Origin of the sequence: Streptomyces sp. NPDC050448 (genome assembly GCF_040655295.1) — a bacterium.
GTDB lineage: Bacteria > Actinomycetota > Actinomycetes > Streptomycetales > Streptomycetaceae > Streptomyces.
In genome coordinates this window covers 26,825-48,470 of record NZ_JBFAJR010000034.1, presented here as the reverse complement: position 1 = coordinate 48,470, position 21,646 = coordinate 26,825, and the positions used below count along the sequence as shown (strand labels likewise).

At 74.7% G+C, this 21,646-nt stretch carries 17 protein-coding genes; 11 read left to right on the top strand and 6 right to left on the bottom strand.

The window, feature by feature from the left end; translation table 11 throughout:
• Nucleotides 1-192: 192 nt before the first annotated feature.
• Nucleotides 193-1,491: an MFS transporter gene (locus tag AB0I68_RS30395; RefSeq protein WP_363180566.1), complete on the bottom strand. Its 1,299-nt coding sequence runs from the start codon at nucleotides 1,489-1,491 to the stop codon at nucleotides 193-195.
• A gap of 66 nt (nucleotides 1,492-1,557) precedes the next feature.
• A complete protein-coding gene (gntD, locus tag AB0I68_RS30390; RefSeq protein WP_363180565.1) occupies nucleotides 1,558-2,649 on the bottom strand; it encodes a guanitoxin biosynthesis L-enduracididine beta-hydroxylase GntD in 1,092 nt (363 codons plus the stop codon).
• 387 nt (nucleotides 2,650-3,036) lie between these two features.
• On the opposite strand from gntD, the gene AB0I68_RS30385 reads away from it, so the two are divergent.
• Together AB0I68_RS30385 and AB0I68_RS30380 are read left to right on the top strand one after the other, a co-directional pair.
• Entirely contained in the window at nucleotides 3,037-3,177 is a 141-nt protein-coding gene (locus tag AB0I68_RS30385) for a hypothetical protein (RefSeq protein ID WP_363180564.1), read from the top strand.
• A gap of 69 nt (nucleotides 3,178-3,246) precedes the next feature.
• Nucleotides 3,247-4,329, top strand: coding sequence for a hypothetical protein (locus tag AB0I68_RS30380; RefSeq protein WP_363180563.1), 1,083 nt, complete (start codon nucleotides 3,247-3,249; stop codon nucleotides 4,327-4,329).
• 1 nt (nucleotide 4,330) lies between these two features.
• On the opposite strand, the gene AB0I68_RS30375 is transcribed toward AB0I68_RS30380, so the two are convergent.
• Nucleotides 4,331-4,732 (bottom strand): ACT domain-containing protein, encoded by a 402-nt coding sequence (locus tag AB0I68_RS30375; protein ID WP_363180562.1) that lies wholly within the window; start codon nucleotides 4,730-4,732, stop codon nucleotides 4,331-4,333.
• Here AB0I68_RS30375 and AB0I68_RS30370 point away from each other — a divergent pair.
• The 4 genes from AB0I68_RS30370 (at nucleotide 4,697) to AB0I68_RS30355 (ending at nucleotide 15,722) form a co-directional block, all read left to right on the top strand.
• Nucleotides 4,697-11,845, top strand: coding sequence for an amino acid adenylation domain-containing protein (locus AB0I68_RS30370; RefSeq protein ID WP_363180560.1), 7,149 nt, complete (start codon nucleotides 4,697-4,699; stop codon nucleotides 11,843-11,845). The genes AB0I68_RS30375 and AB0I68_RS30370 overlap by 36 nt on opposite strands.
• Nucleotides 11,842-12,132 (top strand): hypothetical protein, encoded by a 291-nt coding sequence (locus AB0I68_RS30365; RefSeq protein WP_363180559.1) that lies wholly within the window; start codon nucleotides 11,842-11,844, stop codon nucleotides 12,130-12,132. The genes AB0I68_RS30370 and AB0I68_RS30365 overlap by 4 nt, the downstream gene beginning before the upstream one ends.
• Nucleotides 12,129-15,398, top strand: coding sequence for an amino acid adenylation domain-containing protein (locus AB0I68_RS30360; RefSeq protein WP_363180558.1), 3,270 nt, complete (start codon nucleotides 12,129-12,131; stop codon nucleotides 15,396-15,398). Before AB0I68_RS30365 ends, AB0I68_RS30360 begins: the two co-directional genes overlap by 4 nt.
• A gap of 141 nt (nucleotides 15,399-15,539) precedes the next feature.
• Nucleotides 15,540-15,722 (top strand): hypothetical protein, encoded by a 183-nt coding sequence (locus tag AB0I68_RS30355; RefSeq protein WP_363180557.1) that lies wholly within the window; start codon nucleotides 15,540-15,542, stop codon nucleotides 15,720-15,722.
• Between the two features lie 141 nt (nucleotides 15,723-15,863).
• Here the strand turns inward: AB0I68_RS30355 and AB0I68_RS30350 are convergent, their stop codons facing one another.
• The 3 genes from AB0I68_RS30350 to AB0I68_RS30340 all read right to left on the bottom strand — a co-directional run bounded on the left by AB0I68_RS30350 (nucleotide 15,864) and on the right by AB0I68_RS30340 (nucleotide 17,620).
• On the bottom strand, nucleotides 15,864-16,034 hold the full coding sequence (locus AB0I68_RS30350; RefSeq protein ID WP_363180556.1) for a hypothetical protein: 171 nt from the start codon (nucleotides 16,032-16,034) through the stop codon (nucleotides 15,864-15,866).
• A gap of 543 nt (nucleotides 16,035-16,577) precedes the next feature.
• The gene (locus AB0I68_RS30345; protein ID WP_363180555.1) at nucleotides 16,578-17,249 is read right to left on the bottom strand and encodes a nucleotidyl transferase AbiEii/AbiGii toxin family protein; all 672 of its coding nucleotides are present in this window, start codon (nucleotides 17,247-17,249) and stop codon (nucleotides 16,578-16,580) included.
• Nucleotides 17,246-17,620 (bottom strand): hypothetical protein, encoded by a 375-nt coding sequence (locus tag AB0I68_RS30340; protein WP_363180554.1) that lies wholly within the window; start codon nucleotides 17,618-17,620, stop codon nucleotides 17,246-17,248. The genes AB0I68_RS30345 and AB0I68_RS30340 overlap by 4 nt, the downstream gene beginning before the upstream one ends.
• Nucleotides 17,621-17,743: 123 nt before the next feature.
• Between AB0I68_RS30340 and AB0I68_RS30335 the strand changes: the two genes are divergently transcribed.
• From AB0I68_RS30335 to AB0I68_RS30315, 5 genes are all read left to right on the top strand, one after another.
• Nucleotides 17,744-17,983: a hypothetical protein gene (locus AB0I68_RS30335; protein ID WP_363180553.1), complete on the top strand. Its 240-nt coding sequence runs from the start codon at nucleotides 17,744-17,746 to the stop codon at nucleotides 17,981-17,983.
• 65 nt (nucleotides 17,984-18,048) lie between these two features.
• Complete coding sequence (locus AB0I68_RS30330; RefSeq protein WP_363180552.1) at nucleotides 18,049-18,276, top strand: hypothetical protein; 228 nt, start codon at nucleotides 18,049-18,051, stop codon at nucleotides 18,274-18,276.
• Nucleotides 18,277-18,562: 286 nt separating this feature from the next.
• Nucleotides 18,563-19,465, top strand: coding sequence for an ABC transporter ATP-binding protein (locus tag AB0I68_RS30325; RefSeq protein ID WP_363180551.1), 903 nt, complete (start codon nucleotides 18,563-18,565; stop codon nucleotides 19,463-19,465).
• The gene (locus tag AB0I68_RS30320; protein ID WP_363180550.1) at nucleotides 19,462-20,280 is read left to right on the top strand and encodes an ABC transporter permease; all 819 of its coding nucleotides are present in this window, start codon (nucleotides 19,462-19,464) and stop codon (nucleotides 20,278-20,280) included. The genes AB0I68_RS30325 and AB0I68_RS30320 overlap by 4 nt, the downstream gene beginning before the upstream one ends.
• A gap of 101 nt (nucleotides 20,281-20,381) precedes the next feature.
• Entirely contained in the window at nucleotides 20,382-21,644 is a 1,263-nt protein-coding gene (locus tag AB0I68_RS30315) for a sensor histidine kinase (protein ID WP_363180549.1), read from the top strand.
• Nucleotides 21,645-21,646: the final 2 nt, after the last annotated feature.

The following is a 21,646-nucleotide window of genomic DNA, read 5'->3' as shown; positions in this document are numbered from 1 at the left end:
GGAGTAGGCCATCCCGCTCAGGTTCAAGGAGGTCGGGCCGCCGAACTCGTTGCGTGCGACGATGTACGGCTTGCCCTCGGCCGCCACGCGCTCGCCGCAGGTGCACGCGTCCGCGGTACCAGGCGTATCAGCGGTGCAGCAGGGGTTGCGGGACGACGGACGGGTTGGCCGGACGTCCGTCGAGCGGGGCGCTCAGGCCACGCCTCCCGACTGTACGACGGGCTGCGCGACGGGTTCGGCGACCGCCCGGGCGGCCTTCTGCGGCTCCTGCTCCTCGGCGTCGGCCGGGGCTGCCGTGAGCGCCGCGCGGGCGGAGAGCAGCGCGGGGCCGCACAGCGCGAGCGCCAGGAAGATGCCGCCACCGGCGATCACGAAGATCAGCCGGGCGTGGCTGTCGGGGCTGAGCAGGCTGCCGGCCAGGTAGCCGGCCGTGCTGCCGAAGAAAGCGGCGGAGGACAGCGTGCCGCCCACCCGGCCCAGCACCTCGCCGGGCACGGCCTTCTGCAGCAGCGTCTCCTCGCCGACGTTGGCCACACCGTTGCCCAGGCCCGCGATCATCTGCATGGCGACCGCGGCGAGCAGCACCGGCGCGGCGGCCGTCAGCAGCAGGCCCAGGCCGGTGAAGAACCATCCCGCCAGCAGCACCCACACGGGCGAGCGGCTCTCAGCGGCGCGGACCAGCCACAGCGAGGCGGCGACCATGGCGACGCCGAACGACGCGGACAGGATGCCGAATCCGGTCTCGCCGGTGTCCAGGACGTGCTCGGCGAAGAAGACCAGCGCCAGGTTGTCGAGCGAGCCGAAGAACAGGCCGAGCAGGAGCAGCAGCACGATGGCCCGCGACACCCGGTGGTGCCGTACGAACTTCAGCCCCTCGACGGTGTCGCCGAGCAGGGTCCGCCGCTCGCCGGTGCGCAGCGGCTCCAGCGCCGGGATGCGGGTCAGCAGCAGGGCGGAGAGCACGAAGCTGCCCGCGTTGACGGCCAGCGCGCCGTACTCGCCGCCCCAGGCGGAGAACACGCCGCCGAGGAGCGGGCCGAGTGCGGCCTGGAGGTTGAAGGCGGTGCCCATCCACGCGTTGGCGGGCATCAGGTCCTTCTCGTCGACCAGGCGCGGCACCACCGTGCGGCCGGCCGCGGAGAAGACGGTGGAGGCCGCGGCGGCCACCGCGACCAGCGGCACGAGGACGGCGAGTCCGGGCCGTGCCAGTACGACGACCCCGAAGACCAGGGCCTGGACGAGCTCGGCGGCGATCAGCAGGCGCCGCACGCCCATCCGGTCCGCGAGCGCCCCGGCGAGCGGTCCGAAGAACCGCGGCACGGACTCGGCCAGGAGGATCAGCGACACGCCGGTTCCGGCGTGGTCACCGCGGCTGACCAGCAGGACGAGGGCCACCATGGCTGCGCCGTCGCCGGTGAGCGAGACCGCGCGCGCCAGCCAGAACCGGCGGAACAGCCGGTGGCGTCGGATCAGATTGGGTTCTGCGGCCAAGGCCTTGAATCCTTTCAAGGGGAAAAGGGTCGGTCCGCGCGCGGCGTGAGCGCTTGCGGCAGTGGGTCAGACCACGGCCCGGCCGTGGTCGCCGCGCCGGGATCCGGCGCTGCGCCGCAGATCGGCCGTGAGGTTGATGCGCTTGAGCCAGCGGTCGGTGCCGTCGTAGCGGGCCGTGAACGGCCGGCGGCCGTGCACCGCACGCTTGTTGTCGATGACGAACAGGTCGCCGCGGCCGATCACCACGTCGGTCAGCTTCGCCTCGATCGCGGTCAGCAGTGCGGCCTGCGCCTCAGCGGCCTGCGGGTCGAGCGGGTTGGTGTGCATGAACGGCGGGTCCACGCGCAGCCACGGGGCCGCGGGGTCACCCTCCAGCAGGGCGATCGGCTCGGGCCGGTTCGCCATGGTGTCGATGCGTCGGAACGGCTCGGCTGCGCCGGCCTCCGCCGCGTCGGCGGCGCCGGTGGCCACGTTGAAGCTCTTGGAGTGGGACTTGTCCGGAAGGATCGCGAAGCGCTTCTCGAAGAGGACGTCGCGGTGCTCCTCGCTGAGCTCGATGTCCTCCATGGCCGCGAAGGTCGTGGGCACCGCGTCGTGGTTGCGCAGGCCCAGCAGGATCATCCAGTCCGCGCGGTACGGGTGGAAGGCGTCCTCGGTGTGCCAGTCGAGCATGGCGGTCGATCCCGAGCCGAGCTGGTCCAGCTCGTGCCCGGGCACCGGGAACAGGTCGAGGAGCAGCTGGCCGCGCTGCTGGCTGCTGAACGAGAAGGGCTCCCCGAGCAGGGAGCCGATCAGGCACAGCACCGCGTCCGCGTGCCGCAGCTCGGGGCGGTCGGGGCGCTCCTGGTAGCTCTTCGGGGTGGGTCCCAGCGCGTTCTCGTCGATGAGCAGCCCGCTGATCAGGAAACCCGCGTGCGGGGACCCGGCCAGGCGGAACTCGGTCATCAGCCGCCGCAGCGAACGCGGCAGCTCATGGGCCATCAGGGCGGCGAGCTGGAGGGATCGCCGGGCATCCAGCGAGGCCGAGGCCCGCGCGTACTCGTGGGCGAGTGCGGCCACGCTGTGACGCTCGTCGGGCATGAGTTCGATGCGCGGGACCTCCGGCCCCGGCTGTGACGCGGTGGCCGGTGCGATGGCGGCCGGTGCGATGGTCTGCATGGTGGCTTCCTTCCTCAGGAGACGTGAGGTGGCCGCAGCCTCTCAGGATCCACTCGAATCGCGCTCAAGCCCGCCGCGCGTCGCCTCGCCACAACCCCTCTACCACCACTGCAAGTTGGTCGGCATGGCGACTCCGGCGTCTTTCAAGCGTCGCTGTAGTCAAGCGAGTTGTTCTGGTTTCCGGAAAGGCCGAGGTCCCCGTCCGGGACCGGCCCCGACCCGACCCCGGGACGAGGCTCGACCTGGGACGGCTGCGCGCACACCGTGGCGCCGCAGCCGCACTCCTCCGCCTCACGGAAGCGGAAGATCCCGCTCCGTGACCCGCAGACGCCGGGCCCCGCACAAGGCGGGACCCGGAGCTCCACCCAAACACGACCAGGAGTCGATATGACCAAGAACACCATGGACCAGCAGTCCGCCGTCATCGAGCAGTCCGTCCAGGCCGGCAACAAGCCGGTAGCCCAGGAGAAGGCGTCGATCAGCTCCCGCATCAGCAAGTACGGGAAGTACGACCGCCTCGAGGGCTGAGTTCGAGTCGTGTTCCGGGGTGTGAGCGAACGCGCTCACACCCCGGCACGCCTTTACAGGGAGGTTTCCTTGAGCACCGCAAAGCCCGTACCGATCAGCCCGGAGCAGTTCCGCAAGGTGTTCGGGGGTGACCTCGCAGACGTCTTCCTCCTGGTCACGTCGCCGGGCGTGCGCAGCGCGCTCACCGTCGAGACCGGCACCGTCCCGGTGCAGGAGTTCACCTGGGCCGGCCCCGAATCCCGCGCGGGCCTCATCGCCGAGATGGCCGCCATCCGCGCCTCCGGCCGCCGCGCCTCCGTCCTGTGGATCGCCGACGACGAGTTCGTCCACTTCGACGACGAAGACCTCGTGGGCATGGCCATGGGCGCCTTCTCCAGCTTCTCGGTGCCCTTCTCCGAGGAGAGCCTGCGCAACAACATCCGCGTCGTGGCCGAGGTCGACTACGAGCGCGAGCTCGGCATCGAGGAGGAGTTCCTGACCCTCCTCGACCAGGCCGACGACATGCTCTTCCTCGGCCGCGAGTTCGGCACCGAGGCCGTCTTCCAGCACCAGCTCTCCGAGCACTGGTTCTCGCTGCACGGCCCGCTCCTGCCCGGCCAGCAGGTCGTCCTGCCCACCGGCGAGCTCAGCTCGCTGGTCAACGCCTCGGGCGAGTTCGAACTCCACACCCACTTCACGCTGAACGGCGAGATCACCCTCCAGGGCGCGCCCATCGTCCACCGCGGCGGTCACGAGACCAGCCTCGACGAGACGGAGCAGGTCTACCGCGACCTCGCGCCCATGACCGACCAGCCGGCGATCATCACGCTGGCCGAGGGCCGCATCACCGCGGTCCGCCCCGCCGTCGCCGGACGCACCCTGTTCGCCACCAACCTCGAGAAGCTGCTGGCCCAGGACGACCGCTACGCCAAGCTGCACGAGATCGGCTTCGGCACCAACGCCAGCTGCTCCCCGCTGCTCCCCGGCAACCACTTCGCCAACGAGCGGCACCCCGGTGTGCACCTGGGCCTGGGCCTCGGCACGTTCACGCAGTTCCACATCGACCTGATGAGCACCGCCATCGACGTGCTGATGCGTGGCGTGGACGGCCGCGACGTGGAGCTGTTCCCCGCCCTCGGTGTGGCCCCGGCGCGGATTCTCACCCGCGTCTGAGTCAGTCCGACGACAGCGTGTGCCCGGCCGCTTCCATGGCGGTCCGGGCCCGCTCGTACTCCCCGGCCGGTACGAGTACGAGGTCCGCGTCGAACGTCGACGCGGCGAACACGCCGATCCCGGCCCCGGCCAGCGGCACCAGCACGCTCGCCAGCATGCCGGGCAGGTCCAGGGAGTGTGCGCCGGCCCCGTACAGCCCGCGCCACGGACCGCTCGCGCCGGACGCGCCCGGCAGCCGCTCGGCGCACACCACGGTAAGCCCGTCCCGCGCCCGGGTGACCGAGGACCACGGACGGCCGGGCAGCAGGGGCACGGGGGCGTCCGCCGGCAGACGGTGCACCCACAACTGATCAGGGAGGACGTAGAAGTGCTGCGCAACGATGGTGACGGAGAGCTCGGCCATGGGGACGACTCTAGGGCGTCGGCCGCGGAGGCCGAATTCTGGCTCCCGCGCCTGAACGGCGCCTGCCACGAATCCCTGCTCGAGCCCGCGGGCGCGCCCGGCGCCGTCGCCGCACCGCCCGGCCGGGTGGCCCCCGAAGCCGCCGCCGCCCTGCACACGATGACCGGCGGCGCCCCCGAAGGCCTGCTGCTGCTCACCGTCGCCGCCGCCCGGATCGTCCTCGCCCGGCTCACCGGGTCCACCGGGTCCGGTGCGCCGGGGCGGGTGCCGGTCCTCGTACCGGCCCTCGGCGCACCGTCCGGCGGGGCCGAGTTCGCACTGCTGGCCCCGCTGGACCCCGCCGCGCCCGCCACCGACTTCCTGGAGGCCCTGCACGCCGAGCTGGAGCAGGCCTCCGCCCGCCCCTGGCGGGACCGGGACGCGCTCAGCGCCCGGCTGGACGCCGTCACCCCCGGCACGGGCTCCGCCCTGGCGCAGCTCGCCGTCGTCTGCCCGGCCCTGTACGGGGACCGCACACCGGCCCCCCGGGCGGCCCTGGTGCTGCGCGCCGAACCGGCCCCGGACGGCGCACTTTCGGTCACCGCCCACGGCACCGCCGGCCTCACCGCGGCCCTGCCCCGCTGCGTGGCCGCCGTACTCGAGGCACTCGCCGCCGACCCGCGCCGGACCCCGGCGGAGGCGGACGTGCTCGGCGCCGCCCAGCGCGCCGAACTCCTCGCCCTCGCCGAGCTGCCCGCCCCCGCGGCCTTCGAGGCCGCCACCCTCACCGCCCTGTTCGAGGAGTCCGCCCGGCGCACCCCCGACTCCGTCGCCGTCACCGGCGAGGGCCGCACCCTGACCTACCGGCAGCTCGCCGACGAAGCCGGGCGGGCCGCCGCCGCGCTCACCGCACGGCACGGCATCGGCCCCGGCGACGCCGTCTGCGTCTTGGCTCCGCGCGGCGCCGACCTCGTCACCGCCTTCCTCGCCGTCCTGCGGACCGGCGCGGCCGTCGTCCCCCTCGAACACCGCCACCCCGCCGCCCGCGTGGCCCTGCTGGCCCGGCTGAGCGGCGCCCGCCTGGTGCTGCGCGCCGAGGGGTACGGCCCCGCCGACGAGGAGCTGCCCGTCCCGGTGGCGGGCCTGACCTCCCTGCTCGCCGCGGCGCCGGCCGACGCAGGCGCCCGCGACGCCGCAGAGCCCGGGGCCGCGGCCATGGTCCTGTTCACCTCCGGATCCACCGGCACCCCCCGCCCGGTCGCCGTGTACCACGACCAGCTGTGCCACAAGATGCTGACCGGGGTCCGCGCGCTCGGCATCGACGCCGCGACCCGTACCGCCCTGCTCTCCGCGATCACCTCCGACGCCACCGTCTTCCAGGTCTTCGCCACGCTCTTCGCGGGCGGCACCCTCGTCGCCGTCGGCGACCCCGACCGGATCGACCCGCACGCGCTGTGGCAGCGGGTGCGCGACGGCGAGGTCAACCTCGTCAACTGCGTGCCCGGACTCCTCTCCGTCCTGCTGCGCGCCCTGCCGGAGGACGGCGAACTCCCGCTGCGCCACCTGCTGCTGGGCGGCGACACCATCACTCGCGGGCTGCTGCCGCGTACCGCCGGGCGGCTGCGCATCGCCACCTTCGCCAATCTGTACGGGCCCAGCGAGGCCACCGTCGAGGCCGCCATGTTCATCCGGGACGGCGCGCTCGCCCAGCGGCTCGACCGGGTGCCGGTCGGCCGCCCCTCGCCCGGCTACGGCGTGTTCGTGGTCACCCCCTCCGGCGAACTCGCCCCGCCCGGCGTACCGGGCGAGGTCCAGGTGGCCGGACCCGGCGTCGCCCCCGGCTACCTCGGGGACGCCGAGGCCACCGCCGCCCGCTTCGGGCGCTCCCCGCACTCGGGGGACGCCCGCGTCTTCCGTACGGGCGACCAGGGCCGCTGGAACGCCGACGGCGAACTGGAGTTCCTCGGCCGCGCCGACGGCCAGGTACAGATCTTCGGCTCCCGGGTGGAGACCGGCGAGGTCGAACAGGCCCTGGTCCGGCACCCGGAGGTGATCGAGGCCGTGGTCGTGCCCCGCACCGCCGCGGACGCCACCGTGACGCTGCACGCCTGGTACGTGGCCCGCCCGCAGGCGCACGGGGACGCCCCGCTCGCCCCCGCCGACCTCGCCGAATGGCTGCGCGAGCAGCTGCCCTCCCCGATGCTCCCGGCCGGCCTGCACCGGCTGGAGACGCTGCCGCTCACCGTCCACGGCAAGGTGGACCGGGCCGCGCTGCTCGCGCTCCCCACCGCTGCGCAGGGCCCCGGATGGCAGCCCGCGGACGCCCTGGAACAGCTCGTCCACGACGCCTGGGCCGAGGTGCTGGGCCACCCGCCGCACTCCGCCGACGAGGACTTCTTCAAGGCCGAGGGCCACAGCCTGGCCGCCGTCCAGCTCGTCGCCGCCCTCTGCGAGGGCACCGGACGCCCCGACGCGGCCCGCGTCCACGACGTGCTCGACAAGCGCACCCCGGGGGCGCTGGCCGCCGTACTGCGCGAACGCGGGGCCCAACCCCAGGACCCCGGTGCGCAGGCCGCGGCCGCGCCCGCCGAGCGGGCACCCCGGTTGGGGAACACCTTCCCCGCCTCCAACGCCCAGCGCCGGATGTGGCTGCTGGACCGGCTGGACGAGTCACCCGTCCCCCCGTACACGATGGTCGAGGCCTACCGGCTCGACGGCCCGGTGGACGAGCCCCGGCTCGCCGCCGGCGTCGACGCGCTGGTGGCCCGGCACGAATCCCTGCGGACCGTCCTGCGCCAGACACCCGGGGGCCTGACCCAGGTGGTGCTCGACCCGCCCTCCGCGGTCCTCGCCACCGAGCGGGACACCACCGTGGACGAGGCCTTCGCCCGGGCCTGCCGCCACCGCTTCGACCTCGCCGAGGGCCCGCTGGCCAAGGTCTCCTGGCTGCCCGACCCCCGGTCCGGGAACGAGCCGGTGACGGGCGGCGTGCTGCTGTTCACCGTGCACCACGCGATCTGCGACGGCTGGTCCTTCGGCCTGCTGATGCGCGACCTCGTGCGCTCGCTGACCGGCCAGGCCGGCGCGCCGGAGCCGGCGCCCACGTACACCGAGCACACCGACCGGCTCGCCGCCCGGCTCGCGGGCCCGGCGGGCGCGGAGCACCGCGCGTACTGGCAGGAGCGCCTCGCCGGCCTGCCCGAACCCCTGGAACTGCCCGCCGACCGGCGCCGCCCCGCCACCCGCCGCTCCGCCGGCGGCGCCGTACGCCTCACCCTCGACCCGGAACTCACCCGCGCCCTGGCCGAGCTGTGCCACGCGAACGCGGCCACCCCCTTCATGGGCTTCACCGCGGCGCTGCGCGTCCTGCTGTGGCGGCTGTGCGCGCAGCCGGACGTACTGCTGGGCACCGTGGTCGCGGGCCGGCCCGACCGGCGGTCCGCCGAGACGGTCGGGCTGTTCGCCAACACCGTGGTCCTGCGCACCCCGGTGAACCCGGCCGGATCCTTCCGCGAGCTGCTGGCCGCCGTACGCACCACCGCGCAGGAGGCCATGGCCCACCAGGAGTACCCGTTCGAGCAGCTCGTCGACGACCTCGCGCTGCCCCGCGACCCCAGCCGCAACCCCGTCTTCGACGTCCTCGTCGAGACCGTCCTCGACGACGGCGTCGTCGCCCCCGGCGGCACCGACGGCGGCCCCGGCCCGGCCGTGCGCCACCTCGACCTCGAACAGCCGGTCAGCGACTTCGACCTGGCGTTCAGCTTCCGCGACGCCCGGGCCGGGGCCCCCGGCGAGCTGTGGGTCGGCTACACCGACGACCTCTTCGACCGCGACAGCGCGCGCCGCATGGGGCAGCGGCTGGTCCACCTGCTCGCCGGGCTGCTGGCCGGCCCCGACGCCCCGCTGCCCGGGATCCCGGTCCTGCCCGCCGCCGAACGGCGCTTCCTGCTCGACGAGGCCAACGACACCGCCGCCCCCTTCCCCGAGCACCGGACCCTCTTGGACCTGGTCGAGGAGCAGACGGCCGCCGGCCCCGGCCGGCCCGCCGTGGTGCACGGCTCCACCGTCCTCAGCTTCGCCGAGCTCGACGCCCGCGCCGAGGCCGTCGCCGCCCGGCTGCGGGCGGCCTGCGCCGCGGGCCCCGGAACGCTGGTGGCCGTGGTCACCGAGCGGACCGAGTGGATGGTCGTGAGCGCGCTCGCCGTCCTGAAGACCGGCGCCGCCTTCGTCCCGCTGGACCCCGAACAGCCCGGCGACCGCCTCGCGTTCGCCCTCGCCGACAGCGGGGCGCTCGCCGTGCTCGCCGACGGCCCGTACCACGCCAAGACCGCCGCCCTGACCGGCCTGCCCGTCCTCGACCCGCGCGCCCCCGCGGAGCCCGGCGCCACCCCTGCCCCGCTTCCGCCCGCGCACCGGGCCGGTCCGCACGACCTCGCGTACGTCATCTACACCTCGGGCTCCACCGGCCGCCCCAAGGGCGTCATGATCGAGCACCGCGGCATCGTCAACACCGTCCACTACCGGGCCGGCTACTACGGGTTCGGACCGGACGCGGCCGTGCTCCAGGTGCCGCCGCTGCACTTCGACAGCGGGGTCAACGACATCTTCTCCGCGCTGATCGCAGGCACCCGGGTCGTGGTCCTCGGCAAGGACCGCCTCCTCGACGTCGAGCACGTGGCCGAGGAGATAGGCCGCAACGCGGTCACCCACATCATGCTGGTCCCCAGCCTCTACCAGCTGATGCTGGAGCGCTGCGCGGCCCGGCTCACCTCCGTCCGCCAGATCGTCCTGGTCGGCGAGAGGCTCCCCGAGGCCCTCGCCACCCGGCACGCCGAACTGCTCCCCGACACCGTCCTCTACAACGAGTACGGGCCCACCGAGGACAGCGTGTGGACCACCGTCCACCGGATCACCGACCCGGGCGCCGATGTCCTGATCGGCCACCCCATCGCCAACAAGACGGTCGACGTCGTCGACGCCCACGGCGACCTCGCCCCCGTCGGCGTCCCCGGCGAGCTGTGCATCTCCGGCGCGGGCCTGGCCCGCGGCTACCTCGGCAACCCGGAGCTGACCGCCGACCGGTTCGTACCGCACCCGCTGCGCCCCGGCCGGCTCATGTACCGCACCGGCGACCGCGCCGCCCGCCGGGCCGACGGCAACCTGCTCTTCCTCGGCCGCATCGACGACCAGGTCAAGATCCGCGGCCAGCGGGTCGAGCCCGGCGAGGTGGCGGCCGTCCTCGCCGAGCACCCGGACGTACGGCGCTGCGCCGTCCTCGCCGTGCCCGACGAGCGCGGCGAACTCGGCCTCGTCGCCTACGTGGTGGGCGCCGCCGCCCCGCACACCCTGCGGGCCCACCTCGCCGAGCTGCTGCCGGCCGCGATGGTCCCCCGTACGTACGTCGCGATCGACGAGCTGCCGCTGAACCCCAACGGCAAGCTCGACCGCCGCGCGCTGCCCGCCCCGCCCCGCGAGGAGCCGGTCGCGCACGTGGACCTGAACCCCACCGAGGAGCGCGTGGCCAAGATCTGGGCGGACGTGCTCGGGACCCCGGTCACCGACCCCGAGGCCAACCTGTTCTCCCTCGGCGGCCACAGCCTGACCGCCGCCCGCCTCGCCGCGGCCCTCCAGGAGGAGTTCGGCGTCCGGGTGCCGCTCGTCACCGTCTTCCAGCAGCAGACCGTACGGGCCCTCGCGGCCGTGCTCGAGCAGCCGGACGCCATCCCGCTCGGCGCCCCGGCCGCCCCGGCCGCGCTGCCCCTGCTCGCGCCCGCCCCCGACGGCGCCGTCCTGCCGCTCTCCCGCGCCCAGCGCCGGATCTGGATGGCCGCCCGGACCAGCCGCAGCCCCGTCGCCCTCAACATCAGCGACGCGGTACGGGCCGGCCGGACGCTCGACCCCGGCGTGCTGCGGGCGGCCGTCACCGCCCTCGCCGACCGGCACGAGGCGCTGCGCACCCGGGTGGCCGTCGTCGACGGCACCGCCCGGCAGGTCGTCATGGACCGCCTCCCCGACGGGCCGCCGCTGTCCGTCCTGCGCATCGAGGGCACCGACGAGGCGGTCGCCGAGGCGGTGAGCGCCGCCCACGGCACCCCGTTCACCCTTGACGCCGGCCCGCTGTTCGGAGTGCGGCTGCTGACCGGCCACCCCGGCGGCGACATCCTGGTGATCACCGCCCACCACATCGTGTACGACGGCGACAGCGCCGCCGTGGTGGCCCGCGACCTGCTGGCCGCGTACGACGCCCTCGCCGCCGGACGCGAACCGTGGGACGGCCGCCCCGCCCGCCCGTACCGCGAATGGGTGGCCGAGGAGGCCGCCTGGCTGGAGGGCCCCGACGCCGCCCGCCAGCGCGCGTACTGGACCCGTACCCTCGCCGGGCCGCTGCCCCGCCTCGACCTGCCGGAGGCCGGCCCCCGCGAGGGCGCCGGACGGCAGGGCGCGGGACTGGTCCGCCGCGCCCTGCCCGCCGCCGTGCTGCACGCTGCTGCCGAGTGCGGGGGCGCCACCCCGTTCACCGCCCTGCTCACCGCCTGGGCGCTGGTGCTGCACCGCCGTTCCGGCAGCGCCGAGGTGGTCATCGGCTGCCCGGCCGGCACCCGCGACCGTGCGGAGACCGCCGAGACCGTCGGCTGCTTCGTCAACGCCCTGCCGGTGCGACTCGCCCCCGGCGAGGCCCACGGCCCGGCCGAGCTGCTGATCCAGGTGCGCGACCGGCTGGCCGAGGCGTACGACAACGCCCGCTTCCCCTTCGACACCATGGTCATGGAGATCGCGGAGCGGCCCGCGCGCGGCCGCCGGTTCGTCTACGACGCCGGACTGAGCTGGGAGACGCCCGAACGCTTCGAGGGCGGGCCCGAGTTCCTGCCCGCGGCCCCCTCGCAGCTCCCGCTCACCGACGACCTGCGGATCTACGCGAACGAGCGCGACGGCCGGGTCCTGCTCGAACTCGCCTATGACCGGGCGCTGTTCCCCGAGGCCACCGCCGAGGGGCTGCTCGACGAGGTGGTGGGCCTCCTGCGCTGCCACCCGTCCTGGTACCCCGCCGCCGCGGACCGGCCGGCGCCGCCCCACCCATCCGCCTGCCCTGGCGAAACCGACCGACCGCACGCCGCAGGGAGCGCACGGCCATGACCGCACCACCGATGACCCGTCCCCAGCCGCTGGCTGGTACTCCCGCCGTGACGGGGGAACCGTCGGCGGCAGCCACGCCGCCGCGGCCCCGGCCGGCCCGCGAGGGCGTCCCCGGACACACCCGGCGCAGCCTGCCGCTGCCGACCGCGTCCCGCCGGGCCCTGCGCCGGGCCTGCGGGCACCCCATATCCGACGGCCCGACGGCCCAGGGGCTCGTGGACCGCACCCGCGACACCCTCGCCGCACCGGTCGGCCGCCCCGACGAGCCCCGGCGGGAGCAGCGGTGACCACCACCTGGCAGCAGACCCTGGCCGCACTCAACGACACGGCCGCGCCCGTCCCGCGGGGCCCGGTGGCGCACCTGCTCGCCGAGCGCGCCCGCCCGGTCGCGGACCGGCCCGCCGTGCTGGCCCGCGACCGGGACCTCACCCACGGGGAACTGCACGGGCTCGCCGAGGCGCTCGCGGCACGGCTGCGCGAGCGCGGGGCGGGGCCGGGCGTCCTGGTCCGGGTCTGCCTGCCCCGCTCCGCCGAGCTGGTCGTCGCCGTCCTCGCGGTGCTGCGCGCCGGAGCCGCGTACGTGCCGCTGGACCCGGACCACCCGGCCGAGCGGCTCGCCCAGCTCGCCGACAGCGCCCCCGCGCCGATCACCCTGACCAGTGCCCGGTTCGCCCACCTGTTCCCCGCAGCGGGTGTGCTGGAGGTCGACCTGGACGCGCCGGGCGCCGTCGGCCCGGCCGTACCGGAGCCGGGCGGGCCGCAGCCGGGCCCGGCCGACCTCGCGTACGTCATCCACACCTCGGGCTCCACCGGCCGCCCCAAGGGGGTGGCCATCGAACAGCACTCCCTGGCCAATCTGCTGGAGGCCACCGCCGTCCCCTTCGGCCTCGCCCCGGGGCGGCGCGTGCTCCAGTTCGCCAGCCCCGCCTTCGACGTCTCGGTGTGGGAGATCCTCGCGACCCTGTGGGCCGGGGCGGCCGTCGTCGTCTTCGACGAGCCCGTCGCCTCCGCCGAGGCCCTGGCCGCACTGGTCCGCGAACGGCGCGCCGACACCGTGTTCCTGCTCGCCGCACTGCTGGCCCAGCTGGACCAGGCCGCCTTCCCGGGCGTACGGACGGTCGTCACCGGCGGCGAGTCCTTCAGCCAGGCGCTGGTGGACCGCTGGGCCCCGGGCCGCGACCTCATCTACGTCTACGGGCCGACCGAGGCCACGGTGTTCCAGTCCTGGCACCGGTGCCTGCCCGGTGCCCCCGGGGAGCCGGCGACCATCGGCCGTCCCATGGCCAACCTGCGCTACTCGGTGCGCGACGGCTCCGGCGTACCGGTCGGCCCCGGCGTCGAGGGCGAGCTGTGGATCGGCGGCGCCGGCGTGGGCCGGGGCTACCTGGGCCTGCCCGACGCGGGCGCGGCGCGCTTCGTACCCGACCCCGACGACCCCCGCCCCGGGGCCCGGCTCTACCGCACCGGCGACCTGGCCCGCCACCGCGCGGACGGCACCCTGGACTTCCGCGGGCGCGCCGACCGGCAGGTGAAGATCCGCGGCTTCCGCATCGAGCCCGGCGAGGTGGAGGTGGCGCTCACCGCCCTGCCGGGCGTCGCGGCCGCCGCCGTGGTCGTGCCCGAGGGGACGGCGCAGCCGCTGCTCACCGGGTACGTGGTCACCAACGGGCCGCTGCCCGCCGACTGGCGGACCAGGCTGGCCGAGCGGCTGCCGTACTACATGGTCCCGGCAGCGGTGATCCCGCTGGACCGTATGCCGAGCACTCCCAACGGCAAGATAGACCGCCGCAGCCTCTCCGCCCGCCCCCTCCCCGCGGCCGTTCCGGACGTTCCGGCCGTTCCGGACGCCGGTGCCTCCGCCGGGCTCGCGCCCTCCGCGGATGCCGGTGCCTTCGGTGGTACGGTGGTTCCGTCCACCGGGCCGCGGCCCGCGGCGGATGCCGGTGGGGCGGCCGACACCGTCCGTGCCGCGCTGCGGGCTCTGTTCTCCGAGGCGTTCGGCCAACCGGTCTCGGACCGCGGCGACTTCTTCCTGCTCGGGGGCACCAGCCTCAAGGCCGCCTCGCTGGCTGCGGCGGCAGCGCAACGGCTGTCCGTACCGGTCCGCGTCCGCGACGTGTTCGAATGCCCGAGCGTCACCGCCCTCGCCGACCGGCTGGCGCCACGCTTCGCCTCCGCGACGGCCGAGGCCAAGGCCGTGGCCCCGGCCGGGGGCGCCGACGGGTCGCAGGGCGTCAGCGGGGCTCAGCGGTGGCTGTGGTTGGAGGACCGGACCCGGCGTGCCGGGGCGCGCGGGAGCACCGCGTACCACGTGCCGATGTTGCTGGAGTGCCACGGCGCCGCCGATCCCGAGGCGCTGGGCGCCGCGTTCGCCCGCCTCCAGGAGGTCGAGCCGCAGCTGCGCACCGTCTTCCGCGAGGAGTGGGGGGAGCCGGTGCCCGGCCCCGCGCCCGAGCGCGCCCGCCTGGCGGTCCTGGACCTGCCCGACGAGGCCGCCCGCGCGGCCGCCGTACAAGAGTGGGCCCACGCGCCGTTCGACCTCGCGCACGGGCCGCTGGTGCGGGCCGCACTGCTGCGCCGCCCCGGCGGCCGGGACCGGCTGCTGGTCGTCCTGCACCACATCGTCGCCGACCAGACCTCGCTCGAGATCATCGCCCGGGCCCTGGCCGGGACCGGTCCGGACCCGGCTCCCGGGCTGCCCGGCCGTGCTTCGTACGAGCCGTCCGGCGGGGACGAACTCGCGTACTGGCGGAGCCGGCTGAGCCCGCCGCCGGCTCCGCTCCCGCTGCCCGTCGACCATCCGCGCACCGGCCCGGCCGGCCGGGCCACCGCGGTCACGGCCGTGTACCTCGACGCCGCCGAACTCGAGGCGCTGGAGGAGCTCGCGCTCAGCCGCCGTACGGGGCTGTTCCCGGTGCTGGCCGCGGCCGTCGCCGCCACGATGCACGAGGCGACCGGCGCCGGCGACATCAGCCTCGGCACGGCCGTCAGCCGCCGCCCCGCCCTCGGGCCCGGCCCGGCGGCCGCGGTGGGATGCATGGTCAACACCGTGGTCCTGCGGACCGCCGTACAGGGCGGATCGCCCTGCGTCGCGCTGGTCGACGACCTCGCGGACCAGGCGGTCGGCGCGATGGACCACGGCGGGCTGCCCTTCAGCGAGCTGGTGCGCACCCTGGAACCACCGCGGAACCCGGGCCGCAACCCGTTCTTCGACGTGTGGGTGACCCTCTGGGACGAGATCGACACCGGGCCGGGCGCGCTCCGGCTCACCGGCGGCCCCATCCCGCTGGACGAGGGCCTGTTCGACCTCTCGTTCCAGTTCGCGCGTTACTCGAGCGGCTTGAGACTGCTCCTCCAGTACGACTCCGCACTCTACGAACCGGGCACGGCACAGGGACTGGCCGAAAGGGCCGCCCACGCCGCGCGCCGGCTGTCGACGGCCGGGCCGCAGACCCTGGTCCGCTCGCTCACGCCCCGGGTGGAGGCAGCGCCGCAGGCCCCTGCCGGCCGTCCGGCGTTCGCAGGGTTCTCCTGGGGCTCCACCCGGCCCTGAACCCGGAAGTCGGACCGACTTCCGGCTGCGCTCCACCGGCCACGCCGGCGCCCGCGCCGAGGTCGGCGCGGACGCCGTGTCCGCCCAGATCGCCTTCGTGCGGAGCCGTACCGGCTCCGCACCCACCGGAAAGCAGGACACATGACCGAGTACACCCTCCCGAGCGCCGCCGCTTCCGCCGCCGCTTCCGCCGCCGCCGACTCCGCCGCTCCCGCCGCCCCGGCGCCGCGCCGCCGCTTCACCGTCCAGCGCGGCGGCTGCGGCTGCGAGGGCAAGCCGTCCCCCACCGCCCAGCAGAAGCCCGCGGAGAACAGCGCGGCGTAGTTCCGCCGGGCGCCAGAACACCGGCGCGGGCGCCCGTCGCTGCGGCACGACCGGCCGCAGTCGACGGGCTCGCTGTGATGCGCGGCAGCCTTACCGTCGGCCTCGTCGTAGTCCTGGCGGCAGGTGGCGCATCGTCACGTCCTACTCCTCCGGGTCCCAGGCCACGAGCAGGTCGAAGAGGCGTCGGTCGCCGTCCAGCTCCAGGGCGTCCACCGGAATACGGCCGTACATGGCCAGGACCAGCTCGGCGGCCGTGCCCCGGGCGGAGGCGTCGGCCGCGTCCGGGTCCTCGCCGGCAGCGGTGGCGGGCATGGGGAGGCGGGCAGTCCGTGCGCCGTCGGCGGCCATCGACAGGCGGCCCGTCCCGAGCGGCTTCTCAGCCGACGGCTTTGTGCTCGGCGCGGGCTCGGGTGGTGGCGAGGCGGTAGAAGTCGGTGCCGGTCTCGATGATGTACCGCCGTGAGGCGGTCGACGATGGCCACGCAGAGGCGGGGGCAGGCCGAAGCTCACCGGGGACCAGGCTGCGCTTGCCCAACGGCTCTACGACGAGCGGGAGAAGACGGTCCAGCAGATCGCCGACATGTTCGGCGAGTCGCGCTCGACGGTGTACAGGCACCTCGACAAGACCAAACCGTCCTTCGCCAGCCCAAGAAGACCGAGGCCACGAAGCCCTGACCGCTCGTTTGCGGCTGGTGACACGGTTCTTACCGGCACCCCGAGGACGACGGCGCCGGCCAGAGCGCGCAGCAGCCGGCCAGGATCGCGAGCCGCCATCGGCGCCGACGTCGCCTGCGGCCAGGTGGCTGTCAGGTGTGGGCAGCCTTGCCGGGCAGAGATATGGGGGGTGCGGCGGTGTCAGAGGGTGCCGTCGCACGTGTCGCGGGCGAGTCGCTGCTCGAGGCCGGTGGCCCAGTGCCGGGCCCAGCCCCTCAGAGCGGTGATGGCCGCGTGGTCGAGGCCGTACGCGTGGAACTCCTCGTCGTCGTACCAGTCGGCGCCGGCGAGGCGGTCGTGGAGGTCCTCGAGGCGGAACTCGTCGCGGCCGTGCCGGCGGCCCAGGTGCTCGAGTTCGGTGGTGGTGCGCATGCGGGAGGCGGCGTGGACGTCGATGAGGTCGCGGACGGCGCCGCGGTCGGCCAGGGCGCGGACCTTGGTGCCGATGACGTCGTCGAGGGCGAGGACCGGGCCGTACTCGGTGTGGGCCGGGGCGCTCCACAGGTTCTCTTTGAGGATGTCGACTTCGCATTCGGCGCCGTCTGCGGGGTCGGTGACCATCAGGCGGGCCGACAGCGGGTCGACGGCGATGACGGCGACCTGCCAGCCGCGTTTGGCCAGCTCGTGGGTCAGGTCGGCGGTGATGTCGCCCATGGGGGCGGGGTTCTCGGTGGCGACGTCGAGGTCCTGGCTGAGGCGGTCGACGAGGCCGTGGGCCTGCACGGCGTAGCCGCCGGTGATCACGAGCGGGTACGGGGTGCCGATGGCGATGACGTCGGCCAGGAGCCGGCGGTGGAGTGCGCTGAGGTTCACGCCGCGGACGTCGTCCGGGTCCGGGCCGCGAGCTGGGGGAAGCGCTCCTCCCAGACCTGCCGGATGTGCCGGCTGACCAGGGTGCGCAGGACGGGCCACTGCTCGGTGAGCAGGTCGCGGTCGAGGAGCGCGGTGAGGTCGTCGCGCTGGCCTTCGGCCAGGACGGTGCGGTACAGGCTCATCCGCTGCCGGGGCCGGTCCAGGTCGTACGCGCGCAGCCCGGACCAGGCGATGTGCAGGGGCAGCTCGACCACTCCGCGGGACGGGCCGGCCAGCTGGCCGAGGGAGGCGGGCAGGCGGTTGGTGTACCGCTCGCGCAGGACCTCGGCGGCGGGCAGCGCCGGTGAGACGGGAGAGGAGAGCTGAGCCATGCGGTCAGTATCCCGCGCCACGGCCCTCACTGGTGCAGCGGACGCCACATCCGCCTGTGACCGAGCACGCTTGGCCTGCGCTCCCATTCGCACCATAAATCGAACACATGCTTGAATTGGTGGATGCAGTGCACCTCCTTCCCCGACGACCTGATCGGGCTCCAGGCCGACTGGCTCCGTACCTACCGGGAACTGGCCCGGCGGCCCGCAGCAGCCGGCACGACCACGCTCCGCCGCCGGCTGATCGCGCTCTCGTGCGCGATCTCCCTCCACCCCTACTGGTCCCGCCCGGTCCGTACGGCGGGCGGCCCGGCCGAGCTCCGCCGCGCGGCGAGGGCCCGGGCCTGGGCGAGGGCGGCATGACGAGCGCCTGCCCCGGTGGCGACCGGGGACACGGCACTGCGGTCCCGGACGCCGCGGACGAAGACATGCCGACAGCGGCTCCCCGCCTGGTCGTCCATCCCCCGGACCACCGCGGATGGCGCCGGGTGCGGTGCGAGGGGCAGAGCCTGGGCACGGCGTACCGGATCAGCGACATAGCCGTCTTCCTCGCCGCCACGGGGATGGAGAACGCCGAGGACTTCGACCTCACGGACCCCGCCCTCGTCGAGTGGCGTGGCGGCGGCCCCGACTACTGGACCCCTCCGGCGCCGTAGCGCGCCCCTGCCGGCGGCCGGGGCGCGATTTCGGCGGATCCCGGCATCGGTTCCCGGGCGGGATGCGCAACCCTTCGGATCAGGCGGGGCCGGCGCCGCGGCTTGCCCTGCCCGCGCGGCCCTGCCCGCGCGGTCGTAGCGCGCGGTCGTAGCGCGCGGTCGTAGCGCGCGGTCGTAGCGCGCGGTCGTAGCGCGCGGTCGTAGCGCGCGGTCAACCGATCGGTTGATGCGGCTTCGAGCGCGATGGGCGATGCGCCGGCACCCCGCCCGCCGTGATCCTCGTGGCATGGCAATCATCGAAGTGGACGGACTGCGCAAGACCTACGGGCGCAGGCCCGCCGTCGACGGAGTCGGCTTCGCCGTCGAGGAGGGGGAGATCTTCGGAATCCTCGGGCCCAACGGCGCGGGCAAGACCACGACCGTGGAGTGCGTCGAAGGGCTCCGGATCCCCGACGCCGGGACGGTCAGGGTCGCCGGGTACGACCCGGTCGCCGACCACGACCGGGTGACCGGCATCCTCGGCGCCCAGCTCCAGGAGAGCGAGCTGCAGCCCAAGATCACCGTGCGCGAGGCGCTGGAGCTGTACGCCGCCTTCTATCCGGCCCCCGCCGACTGGCGGCAGCTCGCCGAACGCCTCGGCCTGACCGGCACGCTCGGCACCCGCTTCGCCCGGCTGTCCGGTGGCCAGAAGCAGCGGCTGTCCATCGCGCTCGCCCTCATCGGCCGCCCCACAGTGGTCGTACTCGACGAGCTCACCACCGGGCTCGACCCGCGAGCCCGCCGCGACACCTGGGAGCTGATCGAGGACGTCCGCCACAGCGGCGTCACCGTCCTCCTCGTCACGCACTTCATGGAGGAGGCCGAGCGCCTCTGCGACCGGATCGCCGTCATCGACAAGGGGCGGGTCGCCGCACTCGACACCCCGTCCGGCCTGATCCGCCGGTCTTCCGGTTCCACCGTCATCTCCTTCACCCCGTCGGTACCGCTCGGCGAGGACCTCCTCGCCGAACTGGGCCGCGCCGCCCGGCTCACCGAGAAGAACGGCCGCATCTCCCTCCACGGCAGCGACGAGACCGCGGGCATCGCCACCGCCCTCCTCGCCCGGCACCACATCACCGCCCGCCAACTGCGCATCACCGAAGCCACGCTCGACGATGCGTTCCTGGACCTCACGGAGGAATCGGCATGACCACCGCACCCACCGCTCCCACCGCACCCGACCGTCCGGCTGCCGGCCGCCGCTCCCGAGGGCCCCGTACGTCCCGCACCGCTGCCCTCGCCGTCCTGAAGGTCGAGACCCGGCTGTTCCGCCGGGAACCCGCCGGGCTCTTCTGGATCATGGTGTTCCCCACCGTGCTGCTGGTGGTCATCGGCAACATCCCCGGCTTCGACGAACCCGCCGAGGACCTGCACGGGATCGTCTTCGTCGACGCGTACGTCCCCATCGCGGTCCTGCTGTCCCTGGTGATGGCCGGGCTGCAGGCCATGCCCCCGGTCATCACCGGCTACCGGGAGCGCGGGATCCTGCGCCGGATGTCCCTCACCCCCGTCCGCCCCGGCGCGGTGCTCGGCACCCAGATGGGGCTCCACGGCGCCGCGGCGGCGGTCTCCGCCCTCCTCTCGATCACCGTCGGCCGGCTCGCCTTCGGGGTGGCACTGCCCCGCCAGTTCCCCGGGTACCTCGTCGCGCTGGCCCTCGCCGTCCTCAGCGCCCTCGCGTGCGGAGCCCTGGTCTCCGCGCTCTCACCCACCTCGAAGGTCGCGAACGCGGCCGGGGCGGGGCTGTTCTTCCCGATGATGTTCAGCGCCGGTTTGTGGCTGCCCGTCCAGGCCATGCCCGACACCCTCGCCCGGATCGCCGGGCTCCTCCCGTTCGGAGCCGCCGCGCAGGCCCTGAACGAGGCCGCGGCGGGCAACTGGCCGGGCTGGGGCCACCTCGGCGTCCTCGCGGTGTGGTCGGTCCTCCTCACCGGCGCGGCATCCCGCTGGTTCCGCTGGGAATGACCGCCGACACTGTGTCCATGAGCCACGGCGGGACGCCTCCAGCAGGGCAGTCACAGGCAGAGCAGTCACACGTACAGCGGTTGCAGGTACAGCCGTTGCAGATGCAGCGGTTGCAGGTACAGCGGTTGAGGGTCGACGAGCGGTGGGAGGCCTTCCACCGCTGGGGACCCTACGCCCTCCTCGGCACGGCCTCCCTGATCGCCGCCGCCACCGCGGACCTGATGATGAGCACCGCCGACCGCCGGGCCGCCGCCGGCCTGGTCGGCTGCGCCCTGCTGCTCCAGCTCGGCTGGGGCCGGCTCCGGGCCGCCCGCCCCGGACCGTCGGCCGCCGCAGGCGCCTACTACGCCCTGCGCTGGGCCCTCGGCTTCGCCCTGACGTGGCTCAACCCGTTCTTCGCCTTCTACGCCGTCATCGGCTACTTCGGCGCCGACCGGCTGCTGCCCCGCCGCTGGGTCCGGGTCGGCCTGCTCGCCAGCGTCATCACGATGTCGGGCTCCCAGTCCGGCGGGCTGCCGCCCAAGGGGTCCATGGGCTGGGTCGTCTTCGGAGCCCTGATGGGTGTCAACATCGCCCTGCTCACCGTCTTCCACCACTTCGCCGAACAGGAGGAGGAGCGGGCGCGCCTCCAGGCGCAGACCATCGGCGAGCTCGAGACCGCCAACGCCCGGCTCCGGCAGGCCCTCGACGAGAACGCCGCCCTCCACGCCCAGCTCCTCCTCCAGGCACGGGAGGCGGGCGTCGCGGACGAGCGCCGCCGGCTCGCCGCCGAGATCCACGACACCATCGCACAGGGCCTGACCGGGATCATCGCCCAGCTCCAGGTCGTCGCCGTGGGCTCGGATCCGGACACCATGCGGGACCACCTCGCCAGCGCCCAGGCACTGGCCCGCCACAGCCTCGGCGAGGCCCGCCGGTCCGTGCAGAACCTCAGCCCCCTCGACCTCGAACACGACCTGCTCCACGAGGCGTTGCACCGGACCGTGGCCGCATGGGGAACCCGGCACGGGGTGCGCGCCGACTTCACCGTCACGGGAACGGCCCAGCAGCTGCACGAGGAGATCGAGGCAACGCTGCTGCGCGTCGCGCAGGAGGCGCTGGCCAACGCGGGCCGCCACGCGGGTGCTTCCCGGGTGGGCGTCACCCTCTCCTTCATGGGTGACGAGGTGTCGCTCGACGTACGCGACGACGGCCGCGGCTTCGACCCGCTCGGCCTGCCGCCCCGCTCCGGTACCCACGGATTCGGCCTCGACGGCATGCGGGCCCGTACGGAGCGCATCGCGGGCACCGTGACCGTCGAGTCGGAACCCGGCCACGGCACCGCGGTCTGTGCCCGCGTACCGTTGGTGCCCCATGACCATTGACA